The sequence below is a fragment of the Microbacterium resistens genome (assembly GCF_021172025.1).
Lineage (GTDB): Bacteria > Actinomycetota > Actinomycetes > Actinomycetales > Microbacteriaceae > Microbacterium > Microbacterium resistens.
The window spans coordinates 2267570-2292433 of sequence record NZ_CP082781.1; the positions used below are offsets into that span (position 1 = coordinate 2267570).

At 70.3% G+C, this 24864-nt stretch carries 24 protein-coding genes and 3 tRNA genes; 10 read left to right on the forward strand and 17 right to left on the reverse strand.

Annotated features, from left to right (window positions below):
• Positions 1–76: 76 nt before the first annotated feature.
• Positions 77–1075: a diacylglycerol/lipid kinase family protein gene (locus tag K8F61_RS10800; RefSeq protein ID WP_231819035.1), complete on the forward strand. Its 999-nt coding sequence runs from the start codon at positions 77–79 to the stop codon at positions 1073–1075.
• 51 nt (positions 1076–1126) lie between these two features.
• On the opposite strand, the gene K8F61_RS10805 is transcribed toward K8F61_RS10800, so the two are convergent.
• The 3 genes from K8F61_RS10805 to K8F61_RS10815 all read right to left on the reverse strand — a co-directional run bounded on the left by K8F61_RS10805 (position 1127) and on the right by K8F61_RS10815 (position 3735).
• Positions 1127–1861, reverse strand: a complete 735-nt coding sequence (locus tag K8F61_RS10805; RefSeq protein WP_231819040.1) for a hypothetical protein — start codon at positions 1859–1861, stop codon at positions 1127–1129.
• A gap of 104 nt (positions 1862–1965) precedes the next feature.
• On the reverse strand, positions 1966–3426 hold the full coding sequence (gene cls, locus K8F61_RS10810; RefSeq protein WP_067242839.1) for a cardiolipin synthase: 1461 nt from the start codon (positions 3424–3426) through the stop codon (positions 1966–1968).
• A gap of 135 nt (positions 3427–3561) precedes the next feature.
• Positions 3562–3735, reverse strand: a complete 174-nt coding sequence (locus K8F61_RS10815; protein WP_169797634.1) for a hypothetical protein — start codon at positions 3733–3735, stop codon at positions 3562–3564.
• 199 nt (positions 3736–3934) lie between these two features.
• Between K8F61_RS10815 and K8F61_RS10820 the strand changes: the two genes are divergently transcribed.
• A complete protein-coding gene (locus K8F61_RS10820) occupies positions 3935–5128 on the forward strand; it encodes a DUF4192 family protein (protein ID WP_231819041.1) in 1194 nt (397 codons plus the stop codon).
• A 47-nt stretch (positions 5129–5175) separates the two neighbouring features.
• Here K8F61_RS10820 and lysS read toward each other — a convergent pair whose 3' ends face one another.
• From lysS to hpt, 11 genes are all read right to left on the reverse strand, one after another.
• Complete coding sequence (gene lysS, locus K8F61_RS10825; protein WP_231819052.1) at positions 5176–6723, reverse strand: lysine--tRNA ligase; 1548 nt, start codon at positions 6721–6723, stop codon at positions 5176–5178.
• A gap of 99 nt (positions 6724–6822) precedes the next feature.
• On the reverse strand, positions 6823–7524 hold the full coding sequence (locus tag K8F61_RS10830; RefSeq protein WP_231819054.1) for a DUF2520 domain-containing protein: 702 nt from the start codon (positions 7522–7524) through the stop codon (positions 6823–6825).
• Positions 7521–9212, reverse strand: coding sequence for a PH domain-containing protein (locus K8F61_RS10835; RefSeq protein WP_231819082.1), 1692 nt, complete (start codon positions 9210–9212; stop codon positions 7521–7523). Before K8F61_RS10835 ends, K8F61_RS10830 begins: the two co-directional genes overlap by 4 nt.
• 50 nt (positions 9213–9262) lie before the next feature.
• Entirely contained in the window at positions 9263–9772 is a 510-nt protein-coding gene (locus tag K8F61_RS10840; protein ID WP_231821545.1) for a PH domain-containing protein, read from the reverse strand.
• Positions 9773–10193: 421 nt separating this feature from the next.
• On the reverse strand, positions 10194–10745 hold the full coding sequence (locus tag K8F61_RS10845) for a DUF3180 domain-containing protein (RefSeq protein WP_084344907.1): 552 nt from the start codon (positions 10743–10745) through the stop codon (positions 10194–10196).
• A complete protein-coding gene (gene folK, locus K8F61_RS10850) occupies positions 10742–11281 on the reverse strand; it encodes a 2-amino-4-hydroxy-6-hydroxymethyldihydropteridine diphosphokinase (protein WP_418888047.1) in 540 nt (179 codons plus the stop codon). Before folK ends, K8F61_RS10845 begins: the two co-directional genes overlap by 4 nt.
• Positions 11278–11649 (reverse strand): dihydroneopterin aldolase, encoded by a 372-nt coding sequence (gene folB, locus K8F61_RS10855; RefSeq protein ID WP_231819098.1) that lies wholly within the window; start codon positions 11647–11649, stop codon positions 11278–11280. Before folB ends, folK begins: the two co-directional genes overlap by 4 nt.
• 88 nt (positions 11650–11737) lie before the next feature.
• A complete protein-coding gene (gene folP, locus K8F61_RS10860) occupies positions 11738–12529 on the reverse strand; it encodes a dihydropteroate synthase (RefSeq protein ID WP_231819107.1) in 792 nt (263 codons plus the stop codon).
• Entirely contained in the window at positions 12526–13149 is a 624-nt protein-coding gene (gene folE / locus K8F61_RS10865; RefSeq protein ID WP_231819109.1) for a GTP cyclohydrolase I, read from the reverse strand. The genes folP and folE overlap by 4 nt, the downstream gene beginning before the upstream one ends.
• 2 nt (positions 13150–13151) lie before the next feature.
• Positions 13152–15161: an ATP-dependent zinc metalloprotease FtsH gene (gene ftsH, locus K8F61_RS10870; RefSeq protein ID WP_067250448.1), complete on the reverse strand. Its 2010-nt coding sequence runs from the start codon at positions 15159–15161 to the stop codon at positions 13152–13154.
• A 130-nt stretch (positions 15162–15291) separates the two neighbouring features.
• On the reverse strand, positions 15292–15843 hold the full coding sequence (hpt, locus tag K8F61_RS10875; RefSeq protein WP_067250451.1) for a hypoxanthine phosphoribosyltransferase: 552 nt from the start codon (positions 15841–15843) through the stop codon (positions 15292–15294).
• Between the two features lie 158 nt (positions 15844–16001).
• On the opposite strand from hpt, the gene K8F61_RS10880 reads away from it, so the two are divergent.
• Entirely contained in the window at positions 16002–16622 is a 621-nt protein-coding gene (locus K8F61_RS10880; protein WP_231819118.1) for a DUF937 domain-containing protein, read from the forward strand.
• Between the two features lie 2 nt (positions 16623–16624).
• Here the strand turns inward: K8F61_RS10880 and K8F61_RS10885 are convergent, their stop codons facing one another.
• Together K8F61_RS10885 and tilS are read right to left on the reverse strand one after the other, a co-directional pair.
• On the reverse strand, positions 16625–16783 hold the full coding sequence (locus K8F61_RS10885) for a hypothetical protein (protein ID WP_231819127.1): 159 nt from the start codon (positions 16781–16783) through the stop codon (positions 16625–16627).
• A gap of 33 nt (positions 16784–16816) precedes the next feature.
• Positions 16817–17824 (reverse strand): tRNA lysidine(34) synthetase TilS, encoded by a 1008-nt coding sequence (tilS, locus tag K8F61_RS10890; RefSeq protein ID WP_372449949.1) that lies wholly within the window; start codon positions 17822–17824, stop codon positions 16817–16819.
• A 104-nt stretch (positions 17825–17928) separates the two neighbouring features.
• Here tilS and ppa point away from each other — a divergent pair, with 104 nt between their 5' ends.
• Positions 17929–18420, forward strand: coding sequence for an inorganic diphosphatase (gene ppa, locus K8F61_RS10895; RefSeq protein WP_067244122.1), 492 nt, complete (start codon positions 17929–17931; stop codon positions 18418–18420).
• 83 nt (positions 18421–18503) lie between these two features.
• Here ppa and K8F61_RS10900 read toward each other — a convergent pair whose 3' ends face one another.
• Positions 18504–19949: a M23 family metallopeptidase gene (locus K8F61_RS10900; protein WP_231819129.1), complete on the reverse strand. Its 1446-nt coding sequence runs from the start codon at positions 19947–19949 to the stop codon at positions 18504–18506.
• Between the two features lie 254 nt (positions 19950–20203).
• Here K8F61_RS10900 and K8F61_RS10905 point away from each other — a divergent pair.
• From K8F61_RS10905 to K8F61_RS10930, 6 genes are all read left to right on the forward strand, one after another.
• A tRNA-Glu gene (locus K8F61_RS10905) sits at positions 20204–20276 on the forward strand.
• A gap of 26 nt (positions 20277–20302) precedes the next feature.
• Positions 20303–20376: transfer RNA gene (locus K8F61_RS10910), tRNA-Asp, on the forward strand.
• A gap of 67 nt (positions 20377–20443) precedes the next feature.
• A tRNA-Phe gene (locus K8F61_RS10915) sits at positions 20444–20516 on the forward strand.
• A gap of 421 nt (positions 20517–20937) precedes the next feature.
• On the forward strand, positions 20938–21675 hold the full coding sequence (locus tag K8F61_RS10920; protein WP_231819130.1) for a hypothetical protein: 738 nt from the start codon (positions 20938–20940) through the stop codon (positions 21673–21675).
• Positions 21676–21863: 188 nt separating this feature from the next.
• Complete coding sequence (locus K8F61_RS10925) at positions 21864–23537, forward strand: DUF262 domain-containing protein (RefSeq protein WP_231819131.1); 1674 nt, start codon at positions 21864–21866, stop codon at positions 23535–23537.
• Positions 23534–24763, forward strand: coding sequence for a type II toxin-antitoxin system HipA family toxin (locus K8F61_RS10930; RefSeq protein ID WP_231819132.1), 1230 nt, complete (start codon positions 23534–23536; stop codon positions 24761–24763). Before K8F61_RS10925 ends, K8F61_RS10930 begins: the two co-directional genes overlap by 4 nt.
• Positions 24764–24864 lie beyond the last annotated feature (101 nt).

Sequence of the window (24864 nt, forward strand, 5' to 3'; positions counted from 1 at the left end):
CCTCAAGTCTAGGACGCCCGATCGGGCCGCCCGCCCCGCCGCCCCGCCCCGCCGCCCCGCGACGTATGCTGGCGCTGTGACCACCGACGACCGCCCGCGCTCCCACGCCGCGCTCGTCGTGAACCCCGTCAAAGCGGACGCGCCGCGCCTGCGCACGATGCTCCAGTCGATGTCCGCGTCCATGGGCTGGGCGCCGCCGGCGATCCTCGAGACGAGCGTCGAGGACCCCGGCCAGGAGGCCACCCGCACGGCGCTCGCCGGCGGGGCGTCGGCCGTGCTGGTCGCGGGCGGCGACGGGACGGTCCGCGCCGTCTCCGAGGCCATGGCGGGGACCGGCGTGCCCCTGGCGATCATCCCGAGCGGCACCGGCAACCTCCTCGCGCGGAACCTCGCCCTCCCGCTCGACGATCCGCTCGGCATGATCCGGGCCGTGTTCCGCGGCGACGTCCACCCGGTCGATATCGGGTGGGCCGAGATCACCCGCCCGGACACCACGACCAGCGAGCACGCGTTCGTCGTGCTGGCCGGGATCGGTCTGGACGCCGACATGATCGCCAACACGCGCCCCGATCTCAAGAAGTCAGTCGGCTGGGTGGCCTACGTCGACGGTGCGGCGCGCTCGCTCGCCGGGGCGAAGCCGTTCCGGGTGGTCTACGCGGTGGACGACGCCAAGCTGCACTCGGTCAAGGTGCACAGCATGCTGTTCGCCAACTGCGGCACGCTCCCCGCCGGCATCTCGCTGATCCCGGACGCGTCGATCGCCGACGGGGGTCTGGACGTCGCCGTCATCCAGCCCAGCGGCCCCTTCGGGTGGCTGGCCGTCTGGCGCACGGTCTGGTGGCAGAACTCGGTGCTGCGCCGCACGCAGGCAGGGCGCCGGATGATCGAGCTGGCCGGGCAGAGCCGGTCGATCCGGTACCTGAGCGGCAAGGCGGCCGAGGCCGCCGCGCAGGAGCCCGCGCCGATCGAGCTGGACGGTGACGAGTTCGGCGCGGCCGTGCGCATCCGATGCCGCATCGATCCCGGAGCGCTCCTGGTGGTGCTGCCCGCGGGCCACGACGTCAGCGCTCTCTGAAACGCAGCCCTTCTCCGGCGCGATGCCGGGCCGGGCGGGCGTGGACGGGGGTCAGCGTCCGGGGAGAGCCCCGCCGACCGTGACCTCGCCGTCGAGCCCGCCTCCGGTCAGGGTCAGGACGTAGCCCTCCTGCGTGAGGGCCGTGCCGCCCAGGCCCACCACGGTCGCCCGCGGCTGCATGTCCATCGTGCACGGACGGTCGAGGTCCCGGAACGTCAGGGTCGCGCCGGTCTCGCCGATCTGCGCCCGCTCGATCTCGGGGACGCAGGAGGACGAGCCCCAGGTGAGCAGCACGGCGCCGGCGTCCGAATACCACCCGGCGCTGGGCCGGTAGTCCGTCGGAGTGCCGGCCGCGGTCATGGCGGGATCGCCGGCGAGCGCGACCTGTCCGGCGGCCTCGTCCCCCGTGATCGAGATCACGACGTCCTTCGTCGGATCGACGCCGTCGGGGACCGCGACCGCCACGGCTCGGGGGCTGTAGTCCGCGGTGCACACGGCATCGGCCGGAGTCGTCGGCACCAGCTCGACCGTCAGCTGCTGCCCCTCGGCGCTGACGTCGCCGACCTGCGGCACGCAGCTGGAGGAGCCGAAGGTGACGAGTCCGACGAGCCGGCCGCCGTCCAGCCACGTCGCCGCGGTCTCCAGGTCGGGGCCCGGCCGCGCGGTCGAGGACTCGGTGGGGACCGTCGTCGGCGCCGCCGTCCCCCCGGGACCGCCGGAGCAGGCGGCGAGGACGACCGCCGCCGCCGCGAGGGACACTGCTGCAAGAGCCGATCGAATCCTCATGGGGCCCATGCTAGACGCGAGACCCTCGCGTCACCCGGACCCGCACTGGGAGGGTGCTGAGGATGGGCGCGCTCCCCGCCGCACCGCTGCCGTCGAGGCCGCCGTCACTGCAGCGCGGAGGTCAGTCGCGCGAGGTTGTCCAGGACCGTCGAGCGCAGCGGCTGCTGCATCCACTCCTCCAGCGTCAGCTCGCGGCTCAGCTCGCGGTAGCGGTCCTCGACGCGGCGCACGTCCTCCACGAACTCCTCTCCCCGCACCAGCATGGAGATCTCCAGGTTGAGGCCGAACGAGCGCATGTCCATGTTGCTCGACCCGATGACGGCGATGTCGTCGTCGATGGTGAGGCTCTTGGTGTGCAGGATGTACGGCTTGCGGTACATCCAGATCCGCACCCCTGCCCGCAGCAGCGCTTCGTAGTAGCTGCGCTGCGCGTGGTAGACGATCGCCTGGTCGCCCTCCTCCGAGACGAACAGCTCCACCTGGATCCCGCGGTCGCACGCCGCGGTCACGGCGAGCAGCAGCGCCTCGTCCGGGACGAAGTACGGGCTGACGATCATGATCTTGTGCTTGGCCGCATAGAGCAGGCTGAGGAACAGACGCAGGTTGTTCTCGACCTCGAACCCGGGACCGGACGGCACGATCTGACAGTCCAGGTCGCCGCTGCCCGCCTCGGCGCGCAGGAAGTCCAGGTCGTCCGGCACGTGCCCGGTCTCGCTGTACCAGTCCGACAGGAACACCGCGTTGACGCTCGCGACGACCGGGCCGTCGAGGCGGACCATCAGGTCGACCCAGTGCAGGCCGCGCTTGATGTTCTTCGGGAGGTTGTAGCTGGAGTCGGTCACGTTCTGCGAGCCGAGGAAGGCGACGTCGCCGTCGACGACGAGGAGCTTGCGGTGATTGCGCAGATCCGGGCGCTGGGTCTTCCCCCGCAGCGGCTGCACGGGGAGCATGAGCTGCCAGTGGGCGCCCATCGCGTCCAGCCGGGCGATCGTCTGGCGGTAGCGCGGCTTCCAGCGGTTGGCCCAGTGGTCCAGCAGCACGCGCACGGTCACCCCCCGCGCGGCCACCTCCTCCAGGGCGCGGAAGAAGTCGTCGGTCGCCGCATCCGCCTGCAGGATGTAGAACTCGACGTGCACGTAGTCCTTCGCCCGGCGGACGGCGGCGGCCATCGCGTCCAGGGACTCCTGGTAATCGGAGATCAGCTCCGCGCCGTTGTCCCCGGTGAGCGGCAGCGCGCCGAGGCGCTTGTTCATGCGCACGAGGGCGTCGAACCACTCCGGGGCGTTCGGGCGGAGGCTGCCGACGGCCAGGCTCGCGCTCATGTCCGCGATGTACTCGTTGATCTGCTCCTGCTTGCGGCGCCGCGCCCGGGGCAGCCGCGGGTTCCCGATGAGGAGGAACAGGAAGACCCCGACGATGGGGATGAAGTAGATGGCCAGCAGCCACGCCATCGCCGCCGTGGGGCGTCGGTTCCGCGGCACGACGATGATCGCGGTCACGCGGATGGTGATGTCCACCACCAGCGCGATCGCCACCACCCACCAGGGCCACGCATCGATGGTCATCGCTCTCCCGTACGCAGGCCGCACGGCGGCGGCTTCGTCTCACAGTAGCGGGCCGCGCGGACACGCCTCGGGCGCTGCGCTGTGTGTCCTCGGCGGACCGGGCCCGCGCGCCTCGGGCTCAGGGGTTCCGGCGGCTCAGGAACGCGGGGGAAGACCGCGGGCGGCTCGCTCCTCGGCCTCGATGCGCGCGTGCGTACGGCGCTCGGTGCGGTCGAAGCGGAGGATGCCCCGAAGGACCACGAAGAAGACGACGAGCACCGCGAGGGTCGGAATGATCGACCACGCCGCCGCAGCCCAGAAATCGTCCATGACCCCATCGTACGCGCCGCGCCTCGGCTCCGGCTGCGAGTGACCGCGCCCTGCCCTGCCTGCCCTGCCCGCTGCCCTCCTGCCCGTCGCAGTCCAATCGAGCGCTCCTCGTCCTCCACACCCGAGGGACGGCACGCGGTTGCCCACCGATCGCGGGATCGGGCCGCTCCGTGATCCCGCGGTCGCGGAGGATCCTGACATGACCACGATCCTGAAGGCGTCCGGAGCCGCGGAGCTCCTCGCGCTCGTCCCCGTCCTGTCCGGCTTCACCCCGCGCCGCAGCGCCGTCCTGCTCCCGTTCGCCGGCCGGCGCACCGCCGGGGCCATCCGCTTCGACCTGCCCGAGGGAGACTCCGGCTCCGAGCGCGGCTCCGAGCCCGGCTCGGTCCCGGGCCCGAGCGCAGGCGAGGATCCCGTCGCGACGGAGGCGCGGGAACGGTTCGCCGCCACGGCGGTGGGGCTGGCCTGCCGGGTGCCCGACACCGACGCACTCGCGGTCGTGCTGTACCGGGACGAGCCGCTCACCGCCGGGGAGGACGCGTCGCCCTCCCCCTTTCCCGGCGCAGCGCTCATGGACGACCTCCTCCTGCGCGCCACGGCCTGCGGACTGCGCATCGTCGAGGCGCTCTGCGTGGGGCCCGACGCCTGGGGCGACTATCTCGACCCCGACCGCGTCCGCCACGATCTCGGGGACCTCCCGGCGGCTCCGGCCGTCCCGGGTCTCGCGCCGGCCACCGGCGACCAGACGACGGGTGGCCAACTGCCGCCCGCCGATCTCGCGGAGAAGGAACGGATCGGACGCGCGTGGGAGGACGTGGAGGAGGCGTTGTCGTCCGGGTACCCGCGATGCGCCTCCGCGCGCGTGGACCCTCGCGCCTTCGCGGCGACGCTCGCGCTCGACGACCTGCCGGCGTTCCTCGAGGACCTCCTGGACGCACCGCAGAACCTGCCGCCCTTCACCGTCGCCGCGCTGATCGCCGTCCTCGCCCGGCCGGCGTTGCGCGACGTCGCACTGATCCAGTGGGCCCGCGGGAAGGCGCACGGCGAGCGCGCGCTGGAGGCGCAGATCGCGTTCGACCTCGATCCGGGCTCGTTCCCGGCCGACATCGGGGAGGTGATGCTCGGACGCGGTGCCCGACCGGACCCGGACCGGCTGGGACTGGCGCTCTCGCTCGCGCGGAGCGCCGCGGCCGTCGCGCCGCGCCGAGCCCGCCCCGGGGCGCTGGCCGCCGCCGCATGGCTCTCCTGGGCGCTGGGGCGCTCGACGCCCGCCGCGCACCACCTGGACCAGGCTCTGCTGATCGACCCGGAGCACTCGTTCGCGGGTCTCCTCCGGCGCCTGCTGAACGCATCGCCGCTGCCGGACTGGGCCTTCGCCCGGGCGGGGGCATGACCACGGCGAAGCGGCCGCCGGATGCGGAGTGCCCGTCCGCCGGGACGCTACTTAACGAGCGGGAAGAGGATCGTCTCGCGGATGCCGAGACCGGTCACGGCCATGAGCAGACGGTCGATCCCCATGCCCATCCCGCCCGTCGGCGGCATGCCGTGCTCGAGCGCGCGCAGGAACTCCTCGTCCACGCGCATCGCCTCGACGTCGCCCCGCGCCGCCAGTCGCGCCTGCTCCTCGAAGCGCTCGCGCTGGATCACCGGGTCGACCAGCTCGGAGTACCCGGTGGCCAGCTCGAAGCCGCGCACGTACAGGTCCCACTTCTCCACGACGCCCGGGATCGACCGGTGCTCACGGACGAGGGGCGAGGTGTCGACGGGGAAGTCCATCACGAACGTCGGCCGCTCCAGACCGCCCTTGACGAAGTGCTCCCAGAGCTCCTCGATGAGCTTGCCGTGCGTGGCCTGCGGCGGGACCTCCACGCCGTGGGCCTGCGCGAAGGCCACGAGCTCGTCCAGCGGGTCGGCCGGAGAGAACGTGCGTCCTGCCGCGGCGGAGAGCGAGTCGTACATCGAGATGCGATCCCACTCGCCGCCGAGGTCGTACTCGGTGCCGTCCGCCCAGGTGACCGTGGTGGATCCCGCCACCGCGATCGCGGCGTTCTGCACCAGTTCCTGCGTCAGGTCCGCGATGCCGTTGTAGTCGCTGTAGGCCTGGTACGCCTCCAGCATCGCGAACTCGGGACTGTGCGTGGAGTCCGCGCCCTCGTTGCGGAAGTTCCGGTTGATCTCGTAGACGCGATCGATGCCCCCGACGACGGCGCGCTTCAGGTACAGCTCCGGCGCGATCCGGAGGTACAGCTCGGTGTCGAAGGCGTTCGAGTGGGTGATGAACGGGCGCGCCGAGGCGCCGCCGTGCTGCACCTGGAGCATCGGCGTCTCGACCTCGAGGAAGCCGTGCGCGGTGAAGGTCTGCCGGAGGCTCGCGTTCACCGCGGCCCGGGCGCGGACCGTCGTCCGCGCCTGATCGCGGATGATCAGGTCGAGGAAGCGGCTGCGCACGCGGCTCTCCTCGCTCAGCTCCCCGTACACGTTCGGCAGCGGCAGCACGGCCTTGGAAGCGATCATCCAGTCGTCGGCCATGACCGACAGCTCGCCACGGCGGCTGGAGATCACCTCGCCGTGCACGAACACGTGATCGCCGAGGTCCACCAGCTCCTTCCACCGCTGCAGCGACTCCTCGCCGACGTTGGCCAGCGAGATCATCGCCTGGATGCGGGATCCGTCACCGGCCTGCAGCGTCGCGAAGCAGAGCTTGCCGGTGTTGCGGCTGAACACCACGCGACCGGCGATGCCCACGACGGCGCCGGTCTCCGCGCCGGCCTCCAGCTCGCCGTACTCCGCCCGCAGCTGCGGGATCGTGTGCGTCACCGGGACGGCCACGGGGAAGGCGCCCCCCGCCGCGTCCGTGCGCTCGGCGATCAGCCGCTCGCGCTTGGCCAGACGCACCGCCCGCTGCTCGAAGGTGTCCTCGGCCGACTCGGCGGCGTCGGTGCCGGACGACGGGTCGACGGCGGGGGTCTGCGCGGGCGCGTCAGTCATGGGTGGGGCTCCTCGGAAGTCGCCGTCCAGTCTACCGGCGCCCTCCGCCGCTCTCCGCGGGGTGCCCTCGCCGCGCTCGTCGCGGCGAGGACCACTGCGTCAGCCCACGGCCGGCGGCTCCAGCGGGTCGGAGGCGTCGCGGAGAGCCTGCTCGACCGCCGAGGAGACGAGGGCCGAGAGGTAGCCGCCGGGGTTCTCCACGCCGATCCCGCGGAGGATGCCCGTGGCCTGACCCACGATGGCGCGCGAGAAGGTCGACGCGGTGCTGATCGCCTCCGCGTACGCGGCCCGGTCCTGTTCCTCGATCACGACCGGCTCGCATCCGAGCTCCACCGCGAGGGCCTGGGCGATGGGCAGAACCATCGGCGGCGCCGTCACCGCGGCGTAGGACGCCTGAAGCTGGCGAAGATCCAGCGTCGTCCCCGTGAAGGTGATCGCGGGATGGACCGCGAGCGGGATCGCCCCGCGCTGCACCGCAGGCTCGAGCACCTCGGTCCCGAAGGCCGGGTCGGTGTGGAGCACGAGCTGCCCCGGCTGCCAGGCCCCGACCTCGGCCAGCCCCGCGACCAGCCCGGGCAGCTGCTCGCCGGGCACCGCGAGCACCACGAGCTGGCTGTCCCGCACCAGCGCGTCGGCCTCCCGCACCTCCAAGCCCGGCAGGATCGCCGCCACCCGGTCGGGGTCGGAGCCCGCGGTGATCCCGACGAGACGATGCCCGGCACCGGCCAGCGCGGCGCCCAGGACCGGCCCGACGCGCCCCGCGCCGACGATCCCGACGGCGAGGCGCCCGTCACGGCTCACGGCGTCGCGGGTCCGGCGGCGTCGGCGACGAGCGGCGTCCCCGCGCCGGACTCCGCCCATCGGTGTCCGCGGTCCTCGGCCGCGGCGCGCGCCGCCGCTCGGCTGACGGCGTCGAGCAGCTCGACCATGACATCCCGCTCGATGCCGGAGACATCGCCGGTGACGGGCCCGGTGACGGAGTGCGGTCGGCCGCTGGCCACGCGCTGCGCACGGTCGATCGGCCCCTGCTCGACCGAGAAGCCCTGGAGGCGCGCGAGCGGGAACAGCGCGAGCTTGCGCCAGATGCGCCCGCGGCGGATGAGCAGCGCGAAGTCGGTCAGCGCGATGCCGTGCCGCCGCCAGGAGAACGGCCGCCGCCACCAGGCTCGCGCCGGGATGGTGCGGTACGGGTCGCCCGCCACGGGGCCGAGCACGCCGTGCTCCCAGATCAGGGGCACGACCTCGTGCGGGGCGTCCGGGAGGATGAGGCCGAGAACGCGCTCGACGTCCGCGCGGGCACCGACCGGGAGCACCACGTTGAACTGCTGCGCCGTGCTGGACTGCTGGGCCGACGCGCTCTTGCCGGACATCCGGTTGATCTTGACGGTCCACCACCCGAACGGGCGCCACAGCAGCGGCTGCGACACCTCGACGGCGAAGATGCGTCCCGGCGGAATGGTCTCGGTGACGGTGGTGAGCAGGCCGAAGGTGATCCGCACGCCGTCCGGCGTGGGCGCGATCGAGTACCGCAGCGACTTCGCGATCTGCGCCCACGTGATCGCGACCGCTGCGAACAGCATCGGCAGGCCCGTCACGAGCGCGACGCCGAGGAGGATCGCAGCGCCCGCCGGGCCCTCGTTCGCGACGATCGGGGGGAACACGAACGCCATGACGACGGCGAACAGCACCGCGAAGAAGACCAGCCACATGACGGCCGACAGCAGCTGCGAGCCGACGAGGCGGCCGGTCGGGATCCGAAGGATGCTCTCCGGCGCGACATCGTCCATGTCGACGCCCGCGATGATCCCGGTGACCCCCTGGTTCACGCCTTCGACGAGCTGCGCCCTGGCCGAACGGGCGTCCTGCGCGTTCCCGGCGACGGCGGGATCGCCGCCGCGCGCGATCTCGCGGGCGCGACGTGCGCCGGAGGCCAGGCGGAGGATGTCCATCCGGACGGCCTCCGCCTTCGGCGTGGACAGATACTCCAGAGCGACGTTCGCGTCGGTTCCGGCACCGACCACCTCCAGCTTCGCCATCCCGATCAGGCGGGCGGGGAAGGGCCGCGTGAGATTCACCCCCTGCACCCGGTCGAGCGGAGCGCGCCGCTGCGAGCGGAAGACGATGCCCTTGCGCACCTCGACGTGCTCACCCGTGATGCGGAACTGCTGGAAGCGCCACACCATCCAGAAGATGAGGATCAGGACGACGAGCACGACGAAGACCCCGAGCAGCGCCACCAGCGCGAGGTTGTTCGACAGCACCCAGTCCACCGGGTCCCCGCCCACCTCCACGCGCGACGCCTCGGGCGAGAAGAGCCCGATGACCCAGTGGACGACCTTGTCCCGGAGGTTCGCGACGACGAGACCCAGGATGACGATCAGCGCCAGCCCGCCCTTGAACAGCGGGGTCAGCGGATGCATCCGGTGCCATTCGCCGTCCGCGAGCTCGGAGGACCCGCCCGACGGAAGGGTCCCGTCCGCGGTGGTCACGGGTGCGGAGGGCTCGCCGCCCGCGGGCGGGGACGACGGAGGAAGCACGCTCACAGCCCGGTCCGGCGGGTCTCGGCGACTTCGATCAGCGTGTCACGCAGGGCCTCGGCCGCCGCCTGGTTCATGCCGGGGATCTCCACCCCGGTGGTCGCCGCGGCGGTCACCATCTTCAGCTTCGCGATGCCGAACGCACGATCGAGGGGGCCGTGGGTGATGTCGACGAGCTGCATGCGGCCGTAGGGCACAGCGATCATGCGCTGCCAGAGGATGCCCCGCCGGAAGACGATGTCGTCCGCGCGCAGCATGTACCCGATCGCCCGGGCCTGCCGGGGCAGGATCGCCAGCGTCACGACGGTGATCACGGCGAGGATCCCTCCGGGGATCCAGGCCCAGGGCTGGTCCAGCACGAAGACCAGGACGAGCGCCGCGACGACGACCACGGCGAGGAAGAGCACGTTCTGCAGCAGCTGCGAGGTCACGTACCGCGGCGAGATCTGATGCCACACGCCGTCCAGCGCGAGCGCACCGGGCGACTTCGGCTGACGCAGGGTCGTGAACACGTCCTGGTCGAGCACGGCGGCGGCCCGCGGAGCCTCCCCGGCCCCGGCGGCGGTCGCGGAGCCAGGGACTGCCGTCGTCTCGGCGGGGACGGCGGCCGCCGCAGCGGCGGCCTCTCGCCGCGTCGCCGGCGCGGGCGTCGCGGCCGGCGCGGGGGCAGGCGCGGGTGCCGCTGTGGCGGGAGCCGCCGGCGCGGGCGTCGCGGGGGCAGGCGCGGGCGTCGCGGGCGCGACCGGCGGCGGGGGAACGGCGGGACCGTCCGGCGCGGCGGGGGCGGGCGTCGCGGGCGCGACCGGCGGCGGGGGAACGGCGGGACCGTCCGGCGCGGACGACGGCGCGGCGGGGGCGGGCGATGCGGGAGCCGGCGGTGCGGGCGCCGGAGCCGGCGGAGGCGCGACCGGCAGGGTCGGCGGCGTCAGGCCGTCACCGTCCTGCGACGGGTGCGGATCCGGGGTGTTCGTCATCGTCTTCCTCCATCCCGGCTCCCCGGGGGGAGGCGGGGTCGTGCGGCCCAGAGTCGGTGGGGAGCGTGCAGAAGTGCTCCGCGATCAGCGCCGCGACCACGAGCACGATCGCGCCCCCGGCCGTGGCGATGACAGCCGTGATCGAGCCTACCGGCGGAGGCACCGGCCGCGTGAGGAGGTAGGCGGCCAGCCCCGCCGCGAAGCCCGCGACCGCCGCCCCGAGCAGGCTCGACGCCCGCGCGAGCATCGCGATCCGGAACGCGCGGAACGGGTCCACCCGTGCCGCGCGCACGCCGGTGTCCGCCGCGGCGATCTGCGCCCGGGTGCTGCGTCGGATCGGCCAGGCCACGACGAGCACGCCGATCCCGAGCAGGACGAGCAGGATCGGCAGCCCCACCGCGGGGGTGAACGTCGCCCTGCCGGCCGTCGTCAGGGCGTGGTCCACGAGGAAGCCGACCGCTCCCCCGGCGAGGGCGACGATCAGCAGGACGACGACCGAGGTGCGCTTCATCCGGCGCCCCCGGCGCTCCGCAGCGCGGCGGCGAGGTCGGCGACGCGACCGCGGCCGGGAAGGACCGCGTCGGGGTCGACGTCGAGCCACGGCTCGAGCACGAACAGGCGCTCCGCGGCCCGCGGATGCGGCACCTGCAGCCGCTCGTCGTCGCTGCGGAGGTCTCCGTACGCGATGAGATCCAGATCCAGGGTGCGGTCGCCCCACCGCTCGGTCCGGACACGCCCGTGCTGCTCCTCGATCGCGTGCAGCATGCCCAGGAGCACGGACGGTCCGAGGCGGGTCGTGACCAGGGCGACGGCGTTCACGTATCCCGGGGCGTCCGGGTCCGGGCCGTCCGGGCGGAGCGCCACCGTCTCGAACGGCGCGGACACCGTGACGTCCTGCACCAGCGGGAGGCGGCGGATCGCCGCGACGGCGTCGTCGATCGTGGCCGCGCGGTCCCCGAGGTTGGACCCCAGCGCGACGACCGCGCGCACCGGCTCCCGCGAAGGGCGCGGGTCCGGTGCGGGCATCGGCGGGAAGCGGCGGGTCATTCCGGCCTCCCCCGGGTGATCGTCACGGCCACGTCCTGGAAGCTCAGCGGGATGGGGGCGTGCGGCTTGTGGACGGTGACCTGCGCGCTGCGGACCCGCAGGTCCGCGAGCGCGACGTCCGCGATGCGGGCGGCGAGGGTCTCGATGAGATCCACCGGCTCCCCTGCCACGACGGCCGCGACCCGCTCGGCGAGCTCGCCGTAGTGCACGGTGTCGGCGACGTCGTCGGACGCGGCGGCCTCCCGCAGGGACAGCCTCAGGCGCAGGTCGATCGTGAACTCCTGGCCGTCCGCGCGCTCGTGGTCGTACACGCCGTGACGGCCGAACACCGTCAGACCGGTGAGCACGATCTCGTCGAGGGGTTCCATACCCCCAGCCTACGGCGACGGATCCGCGCGGCGCGGGGTTCGCGCCGTCAGCGAACGCAGGAGCGGGACGGCGAGGGAGCGTGCGGACTCAGCCGTCCCAGGCGGCGACGACGGCCAGCGCGTCCCGGGTGGCGGCGACGTCGTGCACCCGCACGGCCCATGCGCCCGCACGCGCGGCCAGCGCGCTGGTGACCGCGGTCGCGAGATCCCGACGCGCCTCGTCGGCGTCATCGCCCAGCGCCGAGGCGAGGAAACGCTTCCGGGACGTCCCGACGAGGACCCGCGCGCCGAGGGCGACCACGTCGGAGAGGTCCCGCAGCAGCTCCCAGTTCTGCTCGCCGGTCTTCGCGAAGCCGACGCCGGGGTCGACGATCACGCGCGAGGGGGCGATCCCCGCCGCCGCGGCCGCCTCGATCCGGCCCCGCAGCTCGGCGGCGACCTCGCGCCCCACGCGTCCGTACTCCGCCCGGGCGTACATGTCCGACGACGGCCCGCGCCAGTGCCCGAGCGCGATGTCCGCGCCGGTCTCCGCCACCGCGACGAGCATGTCCGGGTCGGCGAGCCCGCCGGAGACATCGTTGACGATCCGCGCCCCGGCCGCCACCGCGGCGACCGCGGTGGTCGCGTTGAGCGTGTCGACGCTGACGGCGATCCCCTCGGCCGCGAGGCGTTCGATCACCGGCAGCACCCGGCGCTGCTCCTCGGCGGGATCCACGCGCTCGGCGCCGGGCCGCGTCGACTCCCCGCCGACGTCGAGCACCGCGGCCCCCTGCGCACGCAGCAGCCGTCCCCGCGCCAGCGCCGCGTCGGGATCCAGGTAGCGCCCGCCGTCGCTGAACGAGTCGGGGGTGACGTTGACGATGCCCCAGATCGCGGTCATCGCGCGTCCCCGGCGGGACCAGACGCGCCCACCGCCGTGGACGGGCCCATGAGCGCGATGAGCTCGGCGCGCGCCACCGGGTCGGCGTACGCCCCGCGGGCCGCGATGGTCAGGGTGGACGCCTCGGGCTGCTTGCCGCCGCGCATCGTGACGCACCCGTGCGCGGCGTCCAGCACGACGAGCACCCCGCGCGCGTCGAGGTGCGCCGCGATCGTGTCGGCGATCTGCTCTCCCAGCCGCTCCTGCACCTGCGGGCGGGACGCGAGGACCTCGACCACCTTCACCAGCGCGCCGAGGCCGACGACCTGCTCGCCCGGGAGGTACGCGATGTGGGCGTGCCCGGCGAAGGGCAGCAGGTGGTGCTCGCACACCGAGCGGAACCGGATGTCGCGCAGCAGCACGGCGCCGGACGGCACGGTCTCCGGCGCCGGTCCGTGCGACACGCTGATCGTGTGGGCCAGCGGCGCCCCCGGGTCCTCGCCGACACCCGCGAAGAACTCCGCGTACAGGTCCGCCATCCGTGCGGGCGTCTGCTTCAGTCCCGGACGCTCCGGGTCCTCCCCGATCGCCTCCAGCAGTTCGCGGGTGAGGGCGGCGACGCGCTCCCGGTCGACGGACACGGTCAGGCCGTCGCGGGGCGGGCGTGCCCTCCGCCGGCGGTGCCGGGCTTGCGCTCGGACGCGGACGACGGGGATGCCTCGGTCGACGCCGCCGCGCCCGCCTCGACGCCGCGGACCGGCATCTCGATCGGCGGGAGCAGGGACACCGGGCGGTCCTCGCTGCTCAGCCACTGGGGCCGCTCGGGGAGCTTCTTCACGTCCTGGAAGATCTCCGCGATCTGGTTGTGGTCGAGCGTCTCCTTCTCGAGCAGCTCACGGGCGAGCCGGTCCAGGACGTCGCGGTTGGCGCTCAGCACCTCGTAGGCCTCGTTGTGGGCCTGTTCGATGAGCGCACGCACCTGGGCGTCCACCGTCTCGGCGATCGACTCGGAGTAGTCGCGTCCGCGGTTCATGTCGCGGGCGACGAACATCTCCCCGGAGCCGGAACCCAGCTTCACCGGGCCGACCTGCGTGGTCATGCCGTACTCGGTGACCATCTTGCGGGCAATGTCGGTGGCCTTCTCGATGTCGTTCGAGGCCCCGGTCGTCGGGTCGTGGAACACGATCTCCTCGGCCACGCGGCCGCCCATGGCGTACGTGAGCTGGTCCTGGAGCTCGTTGCGGGTCACCGAGAACTTGTCGTCCACGGGCAGCACCATCGTGTAGCCGAGGGCCTTCCCGCGCGGGAGGATAGTGATCTTGGTCACCGGGTCGGAGTAGTTCATCGCCGCCGCCGCGAGCGCGTGGCCGCCCTCGTGGTACGCCGTGATGAGCTTCTCCTTGTCCTTCATCACGCGGGTGCGCCGCTGCGGGCCGGCGATGACGCGGTCGATCGCCTCGTCGAGGGCGCGGTTGTCGATGAGCTGCGCGTTGGAGCGGGCCGTGAGCAGCGCCGCCTCGTTCAGCACGTTCGCGAGGTCGGCTCCGGTGAAGCCCGGCGTCTTGCGGGCGACGACCTCGAGGTCGACGCCGTTCGCCAGCGGCTTGCCCTTCGCGTGCACCTCGAGGATCCGCTGTCGGCCCTTGAGGTCAGGGGCGTCCACCCCGATCTGGCGGTCGAAGCGGCCGGGCCGCAGCAGCGCCGGGTCGAGGATGTCGGGACGGTTGGTCGCCGCGATCACGATGACGTTCGCGTTCGGGTCGAAGCCGTCCATCTCGACGAGCATCTGGTTCAGCGTCTGCTCGCGCTCGTCGTTGCCGCCGCCGAGGCCGGCACCGCGGTGACGGCCGACCGCGTCGATCTCGTCGATGAAGATGATCGCCGGGGAGTTCTCCTTGGCCTGGGTGAACAGGTCACGCACGCGCGAGGCGCCGACGCCGACGAACATCTCGACGAAGTCGGATCCCGAGATCGAGTAGAAGGGGGCGCCGGCCTCTCCGGCCACGGCGCGGGCGAGCAGCGTCTTTCCGGTTCCGGGAGGGCCGTACAGCAGCACGCCCTTCGGGATCCGGGCACCGATCGCCTGGAACTTGGCCGGGTCCTGCAGGAACTCCTTGATCTCGTGGAGCTCCTCGATCGCCTCGTCGGCCCCGGCGACGTCGGCGAAGGTGACCGTCGGGGTCTCCTTGCTCACGAGCTTCGCCCGGGACTTGCCGAACTGCATGATCTTGCCGCCGCCGCCCTGGGCCGAGGAGAGCAGCCACCAGAACAGGAGGCCGAGCAGCAGCATCGGCAGCAGCAGCGACAGGAACCCGTCGAACCACGTCGGCTGCGGGACGGCGTCGTTGAAGCCGTCCTTCGGGTCGGCGCTGTTGATCGCGTCGATGACCTCGCCGGCGCGCTCGGACACGTAGTAGAACTGGACGGACTCGGCGCCCTCGAAGGGCTTGGAGAGCTTCATGTCGACGCGCTGGTCCCCGTCGGTCATCACGACCTCGGTGACCGTGCCCTTGCCGAGCAGCTCCAGCCCCTCCTTGGTGCTGACCTGCTTGGCGGCGCCGAGGCTCGAGATCAGCATGAATCCGCCGATCAGCAGCACGCCGATCAGCACCACGTAGATCAGCGGATTGCGGGTGAGCTTCTTCACGTCCATGATCCGTTCAGCGTATCGCGGTGCGGCTTTGCCATCGCTGGGGATTCGCCCACGGCGTACGGGGCTGCGGCGATGCCGCGGAGCACCGCGCGCGGGGTCAGGGGCGCGGTGCGTCAGGAGTAGCGGTGCGTCAGGAGTAGACGTGCGGGGCGAGCACCGCGACGTCGCGCAGGTTGCGGTAGCGCTCGGCGTAGTCCAGGCCGTAGCCGACGACGAACTCGTTCGGGATGTCGAAGCCGACGTACTTGCAGTCGATGTGGACCTTGGCCGCATCGGGCTTGCGCAGCAGCGCCAGCACCTCCAGGGACTCCGCCCCGCGGGACTCGAAGTTCTCCAGCAGCCAGCTCAGCGTGAGGCCGGAGTCGATGACGTCCTCCACGATGAGCACGTGGCGCCCGTGCAGGTCCGTGTCGAGGTCCTTGCGGATCTGCACCACGCCGCTGGACTTCGTGCTCGCGCCGTAGCTGGAGACCGCCATCCAGTCCATCGGGGCGTGGAACGGCAGCTCCCGTGCGAAGTCGGCCATGACCATCACCGCGCCCTTCAGCACGCCCACGAGCAGGAGGTCCTTGCCCTCGTAGTCCGCGGCCACGAGCTGCGCGAGCTCGGCGAGCTTCTCGCGGATCTGCTCCTCGGTGACGAGGATCTCGGATAGGTCGTCCTGGATGTCCGCAGCGCGCATGGATCGATTTTATGCGACGGGCTGGGCCGCCCTCGGACATACCGGAATCACGATAAGGGATCTCGTCACGGCCTCGGTTTCCGCACTACGGTGAGCACAGAGACGGGCGGTCGCCTGTCTTCCGGAAGACTCCCGATGACCCGGGGGAAGGGAAGAACATGGACCTCGACGAGATCCTCAAGCAGGTGCCGATCGACGACATCGCCGAGAAGTTCGGCGTGAGCCAGGACGTGGCCCGCCAGGCGGTCAAGGAGGGCAGCGCCGTCCTCGTGGGCGGCCTGGCCAAGAACGCCGAGACCAGCGAGGGGTCCGCTGCGATCGAGGCCGCGCTCAGCAAGCACGGCGGGTTCTCCGGCGCCGCGAAGGTCGACGACGTCGACCAGACCGACGGCGAGAAGATCGTGAACCACGTGTTCGGCGACAGCAAGAAGCAGGTCGCGGAGACCCTCACGAACGAACCGAAGACCGCGGGGATCGACTTCGGCAAGCTCCTGCCGATCCTCGCGCCCATCGTGATGGGTCTGATCGCCAACGCGGGCAAGGGCAAGGCGCCGGCCGGCGGCACTGCGGCCGAGGGCGCCTCGACGGGCGGCGGCATCGGCGACGTGCTCGGGGGTCTCCTCGGCGGCGGTTCCGGGTCCTCCGGCTCTGGCGGCGGCGGGCTCGGCGACATCCTCGGCGGCCTCGGCGGGATGCTCGGCGGGGGGTCGTCGGGCGGCTCCGGCGGCGGCATCGACATCGGGGGCCTCCTCGGCGGCCTCTTCGGCGGCAAGAAGTAGCCTCACCCCCTCCGGTCGTCGAGCGAGCGGAGCGAGACGAGACGCGCCACGCCCGACGCCGGGTCACCGCGTTTCGTCTCGTCGCTGCGCTCCTCGCTCAACGACCGGAGGAAGTACCGGCCGTTGAGCGAGCGCAGCGAGACGAAACGCGCCCACCCCACCGGTCGTTGAGCGAGCGCAGCGAGACGAAACGGTCAGGCGCGGGCAGCGAACACGATCCGCCCGCCGACGCGGGCCGCGGTGCAGGCGGGCAGGTCGATCGGCCCCTGACCCGACCACTCGGTCACCAGCCGAGCCACTTCGAGGGTCTGCCGGCGGGTGAGCGCGACGCCGAACTCGCTGTCGACGACCAGCCGGATGATGCGGTTGCGCAGCGCCGCGGGGTTGGCGGCGAGCGCCGCGGCGCTCACGGAGATCCCTGCTTCGGCGTGCTCGACGATGTCCTCGATCGTCTCGTGGATCATCTCGTCGAACGCCTCGGCGTCCTCCCGCAGCTGCTCCGCGGTCCGCGCGAGCGCCTCGGCGATCCCCGGCCCCAGCTCCTCCTCCATCACGGGAAGGACGCGCTCGCGCGCCCGGACGCGGGAGAACCGCGGATCCGCGTTCTGGGGGTCCTCCCACGGGGAGAGGCCCTCCGCGGAACAGGCGGCTCGGGTCGTCTCCCGCCGGACCCCGAGCAGCGGACGGAGCCATCGCACGCCGTCCTCGTCGGTGCGCACGGGCGCCATGCCCTGCAGGCTCGCGGCGCCGGATCCCCGCGCCAGGCCCAGCAGCACGGTCTCGGCCTGGTCGTCCAGGGTGTGCCCGAGGAGCACCGCGGCACCCTCTCTCGCCGCCGCCGCACGCAGCGCGGCGTACCTCGCCGTGCGCGCCGCCGCCTCCGGCCCGTCTCCGTCGGCGGCGACCGTCACCCGCTCGACGTGCGCTTCCAGCCCGAGCGCCGTGGCCGCCGCGGCTGCCCGTCGTGCGGCGTCGGCCGATCCGTCCTGGAGCCCGTGGTCGACGGTGACGCTCAGCGTCCGGACACCGCGGCGACGTGCTTCGAACGCGGTGGCCGCGGCGAGAGCCAGGGAGTCCGCGCCGCCGGAGAGGGCGACCACCACGGCGGAGGGCTCGGGGTCGAGGGCGGCCAGGGCCGTCCGAACTGCGAGGCGGATCTCGGCGACGGCGGGGGCGAGGGGGCGGTCGGGCACGACTCCGATCGTAGTTCTCGAGAAGCCCCTGTCGAGAAGGGGGCGAGAAGGACTCGAGAGGTACGCGAGTAGGCTTGTCGCGGCATCCAACCGTCTTATCAAGGAGCACACGTATGGGCGCACACGACGCCGTCATCGAGATCCCGCGCGGCAGCCGCGTGAAGTACGAGGTCGACCACGAGACCGGGCGAGTCCACCTCGACCGCGTCCTGTACACGACCTTCGGCTACCCGGCCGACTACGGATACTTCGACAACACGCTGGGCGAGGACGGCGATCCGCTCGACGTGCTCGTGCTGCTGGATCACGCGATCTTCCCGGGCGTCGTGGTGAACGTGCGTCCCGTCGCGGTGCTGAAGATGAGCGACGAGGCCGGCGGCGACGACAAGCTCGTCGCGGTGCTCTCGAAGGACCCGCGCTGGGCGCACATCCAGGACATCGGCGACCTCCCCGAGTACACGAAGAAGGAGATCGAGCACTTCTTCGAGCACTACAAGGACCTGGAGCCCAACAAGTGGGTCAAGGTCGACGCGTGGGGCGACGCCGCCGAGGCGCAGCGCATCCTCGACGAGGCGATCGAGCGTTTCGGCGCCGAGGGGCACTGACCCGCGGATCCCGCAGACGCAGAAGACCCCCGGTCCGCTTCGGCGGCCGGGGGTCTTCACGTCGGTGGACGCGGCATCCGGGCTCAGCCCATGTAGACGCCGCGCTCCTCCATGAAGTAGATCGGGTTGATCGCGTCGCCCCACTGGTACACCTCGAAGTGGAGGTGGCAGCCGAAGGATCCGCCGGTGTTCCCCGCGTAGGCGATGACCTGGCCGGCCGACACCCACTGCCCGCCGCTGACCGCGAAGCCGCCGTCGACGATGTGCGCGTAGCCGGTGGCGATGCCGTCGCCGTGGTCGATCTTGATGTAGTTGCCGTAACCGCCGTTCCAGAACGCGCCCTCGACCCAGCCATCGTGCGCGGCGTAGATGGGCGCGCCGCAGCCGTTGGCGAGGTCGACACCGCGGTGGAAGCTCGACGAGCAGCCCCAGGCGTCGCAGTCCGGGATCCGGGGACCGTACCCGGAGGACTGGAACCCGCCGTGCGGACGCACCCAGCCGTTGCCGGGGCCGACGCCTCCGCCGCCTCCCCCGCCGCCGCCGTCTCCGGACGGGGCAGGAGGCGGCGGGTTGTTGGCCTGCTCCTCCTCGCGGCGCCGACGGTCCTCTTCCTCGCGCTGGCGGCGCTCCTCCTCCTCACGACGGCGCCGCTCCTCCTCCTGGCGGCGGCGCTCCTCCTCGCCCTTCTGGTAGTCGGCGAGGGTCTTGGAGGTGGTGTCCTTGAGCGCGGCGAGCTGGGCCTCGAGCTGGATCATGTGATCCTGCTGGTCCTTCAGCGCGGCGGCAGCGGCGTCGGCCGCGGCCTGCGCCTTGCGCATCTTGTCTTCCGCGATCTTCTGCAGGCGGTCGCGCTCGTCCCGGGCGGCGGAGGCCTGGTCGCTGAGGCTCTGGGCGGAGTTGCGGGCGGCGACGGCCTTGTCGTAGACGGCCTGGTTGCGCGTGAGCAGACGATCCATCTGCCCGAGCTTCTGCAGCAGTTCGTCGGCGCTCGCTGCGGATCCGGCGAAGAACAGCTCCAGCGAGGTGTTGTCGCCGCCGTTGCGGTACAGCTGGGCTGCGACCTTCCCGGCCTCGCGGGCGGTCTCGGTGGCCAGCTGCTCCTGCGCGTCGGCCTGCGTCTGGAGGTCCCGCGCACGCTGAGCCGCGTCGAAGAAGGCCTGCTGCGCCTCGTAGAACTCGTTGCCCGCGGCCTCCGCGGCCGCCTTGGTCTCCGCGACGCGCTGCGTGAGCGCGGCGATGAGGCCCTGGATCCGCTCGATCTCGGCGGCCTTCGCGGCCTCGTTGTTCATGGCGTTCTGGACGTCGTCCCACGAGGGGTAGTCCTGGGCCCAAGCCGCGGACGCGCTGCCGAACCCGGCGCCGATGGCTCCGATGGTGGCGATACCGAGTGCACCGATCCCCAGGGCGCTGCGCCGAGAGACGCGCAGGGAAGAGGGCCAGAAGGCACTCTTCTCGGCGGCCGTGGGGGCACAGCCGCAGGCGACGTCGTCGACGTTCGGGTCGCTGGCGACGTTCTTCGGGTCGCTCACACGGCCTCCTTTCGCCGTTTTCACAGAAGTCACAGTAACAACATCCATCACATTCGCAACAGGTGTAGAGGGAGCGGAGTGAGGATGTCCGGCGCGGCGTGCGTGCCGATCCGGAGCCCGGTGGACCCACGCCGTCGCTGGCCATCCTCCCCTGGACACGCCCGGGATCCGGGCCGACGCGCCCTCGATTCGCGTTTTGGCGGACGAGTCGTTTATGCTTGAGCGTCGGCAAGTGAGCCCTCGGGATCGCCTGCGGCCCCATCGTTTAGCGGCCTAGGACGCCGCCCTTTCACGGCGGTAGCACGGGTTCGAATCCCGTTGGGGTCACTCATCCGATACAATTTCATAGTTCTGGCCCTGTAGCGCAGTTGGTTAGCGTGCCGCCCTGTCACGGCGGAGGTCGCGGGTTCAAGTCCCGTCAGGGTCGCTCCGAGCGATGAGCCTTCTTTCGAGGAGGCTCTTCGTCTAGGACGCGACAGGTTCGCCGGTCGCGCGGCTCTGTAGCTCAGTTGGTAGAGCGTTCGACTGAAAATCGAAAGGTCACCGGATCGATGCCGGTCGGAGCCACAAGGGTGATCGTTACAATCACCCCAGGAACCCTCGCGTAGCTTCTACATCGCGGGGGTTTCGTCTTGTCCGGGTGCGGGGCGGTTTCTGAGGCGCTCGTTCCGATCGGTCTCAGAGCCCCGCAGTGACCTCGTTCTGTCCCTTGCGCGCTTCGGGATTGGCGTCGATGACGCGAACCTGCCAGAGCGGGTGTCCCGTGTTCCTCGGGGTCCTGCCCCCGATGCTGGCCGTCCGGCCACTTCACGACCGCTTCGACCTCGCCAACCATGAAGGCTCCACGCGGGAAGTACGCCTCGAAGCTGACCGGGATGCCTGACTGAAGTGCCATCGCTGGCTTCTCTCAACTAGAGATGGTTGCCTTACGTTTGCCACAGTACTTTGCACAAGTACTTTGCGGCACGGGATCCCGCAGTCTCATCGCATGGGCAAGAATCTGAATCAGTTACAGATACCGGCGTCGGTCGCCGGGCTGCTTGCCAACCTCGCGAACGTGCAGACCAACCCCGCGGCAGACGTCGAGCGCTCAGCCCCGCCGCGCTGGACGCCCACGGCGACCAATCCACCCGATGACGGCACGGAAGAGTGGCTCCAGCGCATCGCGGGGGTTAGCACCGAACTGGCGGATCGCTCGGCGGAAATTCGTGCCCTTCTGATCGCGTATGGCCAGGCTGTCGCCGATCCGCGCCCTGAGCTCTCGGCACTCGCCAAATGGCAGCGCGTCTCACCGAGCGCGCTTCGCCACCGCTACGACGAGCAGCATGTGCAGGCCGTTCGAGAGCTGCTCAAGGCGGATCCTCTAGTCGACGTCGTGCTCGAGCCGTTCCTTTCCGTTGTCGACAGCGACCTCAAGGGGATCAGCCCTGCCCTCGATAAGCAACTGAAGTTGCGCGAGCGGATGCGCACCATCGTCTCTGAAGAGTTCCCGGCGCTGTTCGGCGAGAACGCACCAAAACAGCTCGGCTTCGTTCGTAATCCCGCCGATGAGCGGATCACCCGGCCGATCGACGATCTTTCGTCGTTCATGACCACGGCGCTGAAGCGCCGCGACGCAGAGCTGCTGGAGGTGTTCAACGAGTGGCACCGGCGGTTCGAGGCCCGTGAGGTCAAGTCCGAGGACGTCAAGGCGACGGCCACCCGCGTTCGGCGGTCTGCGAAGTGACTGGGACCTGTGAGAACCTTCTTTGCTCATTCAAGGCCAGCCTCCGGCCGGCTGTTCGCGGACCGTTGCGGTCCGTCCGGTCCTCGCTTCGCTGCGGTCCGGACTGTCCTCACGGCCGACGACCACGTTCGGAGCTTTCGATGTCCGACCAGAATGTGAGACTGTGAAGGACCGGCGAAAGGGATCTCGTGTCTGAGCAGGCCACAACTTCACGCAACCAGGTCTTCCGCATTCAGGAACTCGCTGCGCTCGTCCGATCAGGCCAGATCCGCATCCCAGAGTTCCAACGCTCATTCCGATGGACGGCAAGCGACGTCCTGGCGCTCTTCGACAGCATTCTGCGCGGCTACCCGTTTGGGGGTCTGCTCCTTTGGCGTCGAGACGCGCCCAAGGGCCGACTCACGATCGGTGCGCTGGAGGTCGATGCAGGCGCTCGCGCGGACGCGCTGTGGGTCATCGACGGCCAGCAGAGGATCACGAGCCTTGTCAACGCCGTCGACCCCGCCGCATCTCAAGACGAACGATTTGCGGTTTCCTACGTGCTTGCCAAGCGACGATTCACCCTGACGCGTGACGTCAAGGACGAACTCGCGATCCCGTTGCCTGAGCTATTCGATCTGGGGCGCGCATTTGCTTGGCTTCAGGCAAATCCGGATGCCGCTGAGCATGCTGCGGAAATTCAGCGGCTGACGGGCCTTCTTCGCGACGTGCAAGTTTCTGCTTCCATCATCGAGGAAGGAGACGAAGCGCTCCTGCGTGATATCTTCGACCGTATTAATTCGGCCGGGAAACGCCTACGTGGCTCAGAAATCTTCGACGCCATCCACGGAACCGGCGGCAAGTCTTCCGATCAGCTTTCCATGTCTGCGATTGCCGATCGCCTCGACACCCGTACTGAGTTTGGCCGCCTCCCGGACCAAACGATCTACCAAGCCATCCTCGTTGTTCGACACCCGGACCTCACTCGCAACGTGCGATCCGAGTTCAGCGGTGACCGTGATGCGGCAGTCAACTTCTCCACCGACTCGCAGGCGGACGCGTACCATCGAGGCGAAGATGCGCTTTACCGCGTTGTGCGCTTCCTTCAGACAGATGCAGGAATTCCCCATAGCACGTTTGTTCCATTCCGCTTCCATTTGCTTGTGCTCGCGAGATTCTTCGCGCACTTTCCAGCACCTGCGGCGAGGAATCTTGAACTTCTCTCCCGGTGGGTATGGAGATCAACGACTCTGTCGGAGCCGCTGGGATACACAGGCTCGACAGCGAATATTCGCTCGCTCGCGAATCTTGTCCAACCTGATGACGAAACCGGCAGCGTACAACGACTCCTCGAAGCCACACATACCGATCGCGGTCCGGCTGTCCCGAGCGTGACTGCATTTCGTACCAACAAGTCCTCAGGGAAACTCATCTTGGGGGCTCTCTGGGCTCTCAATCCGGTTAACCCTGCCACGGGAGTGCCGCTCACACACAGCGATCTCGCCGTCGCTCTCGAATCCGAAACGTCACCACGAGACGTGGCGCTTGAGCTCATTGCGCGCACGCCAGCCACGAACGCTGCCAACCGGGTGCTGGCGGTAAGCGATAGAACTTCCTTCCTCGAAGGTCTCTCTGAGAACGCCCTCTCGTCGCATCTCCTCACAACCGATCTCATCGGGCATCTTGCTCATGGGCGGACCGAGAAGTTCCTTACCGAGCGCGCAATTCTGTTGAGCAACCATCTGACACGGTTCGTGGCCGAGAAGACGGGGACCGGCCTTGAAATGACCCCTCCACTCGAGTCGTTTGACTTTGACAACATCGATGACGAGCCCGCTGACGAAGAACTGTTCACCGTCGCTGAGCCCTCCACCCCAGCATGATCGTCGCCGCTCACTCCGTTGCCCTAGCCGGCAAGCGCGTCGGAACGCTTCTACAACGAGGCGACGTCGCACGTTTCGTCTTTGAGTCTGACTACTGGGAAGATCCGGAGCGCACCGTACTGGGCCTCTGGTTTGAGAACAATCCCCGCCAGTCTCCTCAGGCAGCATTACGACTTCCAACCTGGTTTTCGAATCTTCTACCGGAGGGACCTCTTCGAAACTGGATCGCCCACGATCGGGGTGTCAACGTTGACCGAGAGCTTCAGCTGCTCCTCCAAATCGGCCATGATCTTCCTGGTGCTGTTGTGGTCTCACCCCTCGACGAAGTTCCCGATGCCGATGAAATTGGCTTGCCCATCGAACGTTCTCTCTCGACGAGAACGCCACAGTCGCCGTGGAAGTTCTCGCTCGCGGGCGTTGGGCTCAAGTTCTCCATGCTGAGAAGTGGCGACCGTTTGAGCATCCCCGCCGCCAATGAGCTCGGCGACTGGATCGTGAAGTTCCCCGACGCCGTCTACCGTGATGTTCCGTCTAACGAATACGCGTCCATGAGCCTTGCCAGGGAAGTCGGGATCGATTGCCCTGCGATTGAGCTCATCCATCGCGATGAGCTCCCGCCCGTACCCGATGTAATGTGGCCAGGTCAGGAGGATCTTGCCTATTCGATCGCTCGCTTCGACCGGACGCCTGAGGGCGGTCGAATCCACATCGAGGATCTGGCACAGGTTCGCGGGCTTTACCCTAATCAGAAATATGAAGGATCCTTTGAAACCGTCGGCGGTCTGTTCTACCGCGGGCACGATCACAAGTCACTCCGCGAGTTCGTTCGACGTCTGGCGTTCAACCTGCTGATCGGCAATGGAGATGCACATCTGAAGAACTGGTCTCTGATCTACTCGGACGGCCGTCGCCCCGAGATATCTCCGGCGTACGACATCGTCTCCACCGGCGGCTACTACGACGCCGCTACGCCAGACGACCTCGGTTTGAAGCTCGGTGGAAGCAAGCTGCCAGGCCGCGCATCGCGCTCAGATTTCGAGCGGCTCCAGAGATTGCTACACGTCGGGACTGAAGACATTCTGGATATCGTCGACGAGACCGTCGAGCGGTTCCGGTCTGCATGGCTCGGCCCAACTCGCGAACTGTTCCCGGAGACCGCCCGGACCTGGATCGATCGGAACGCGGCGCCCATGGCTGACCGTCTCCGCAGGCGCACGACCCCATGAGCGACCCCATCGTGCCGGTCGCTCGGCTGAAACCACCCTCAACCAGCCGCGACCAACCATGACCATTTCCGCGGAGTCACGCGGCAAACGGCGAGCCACGA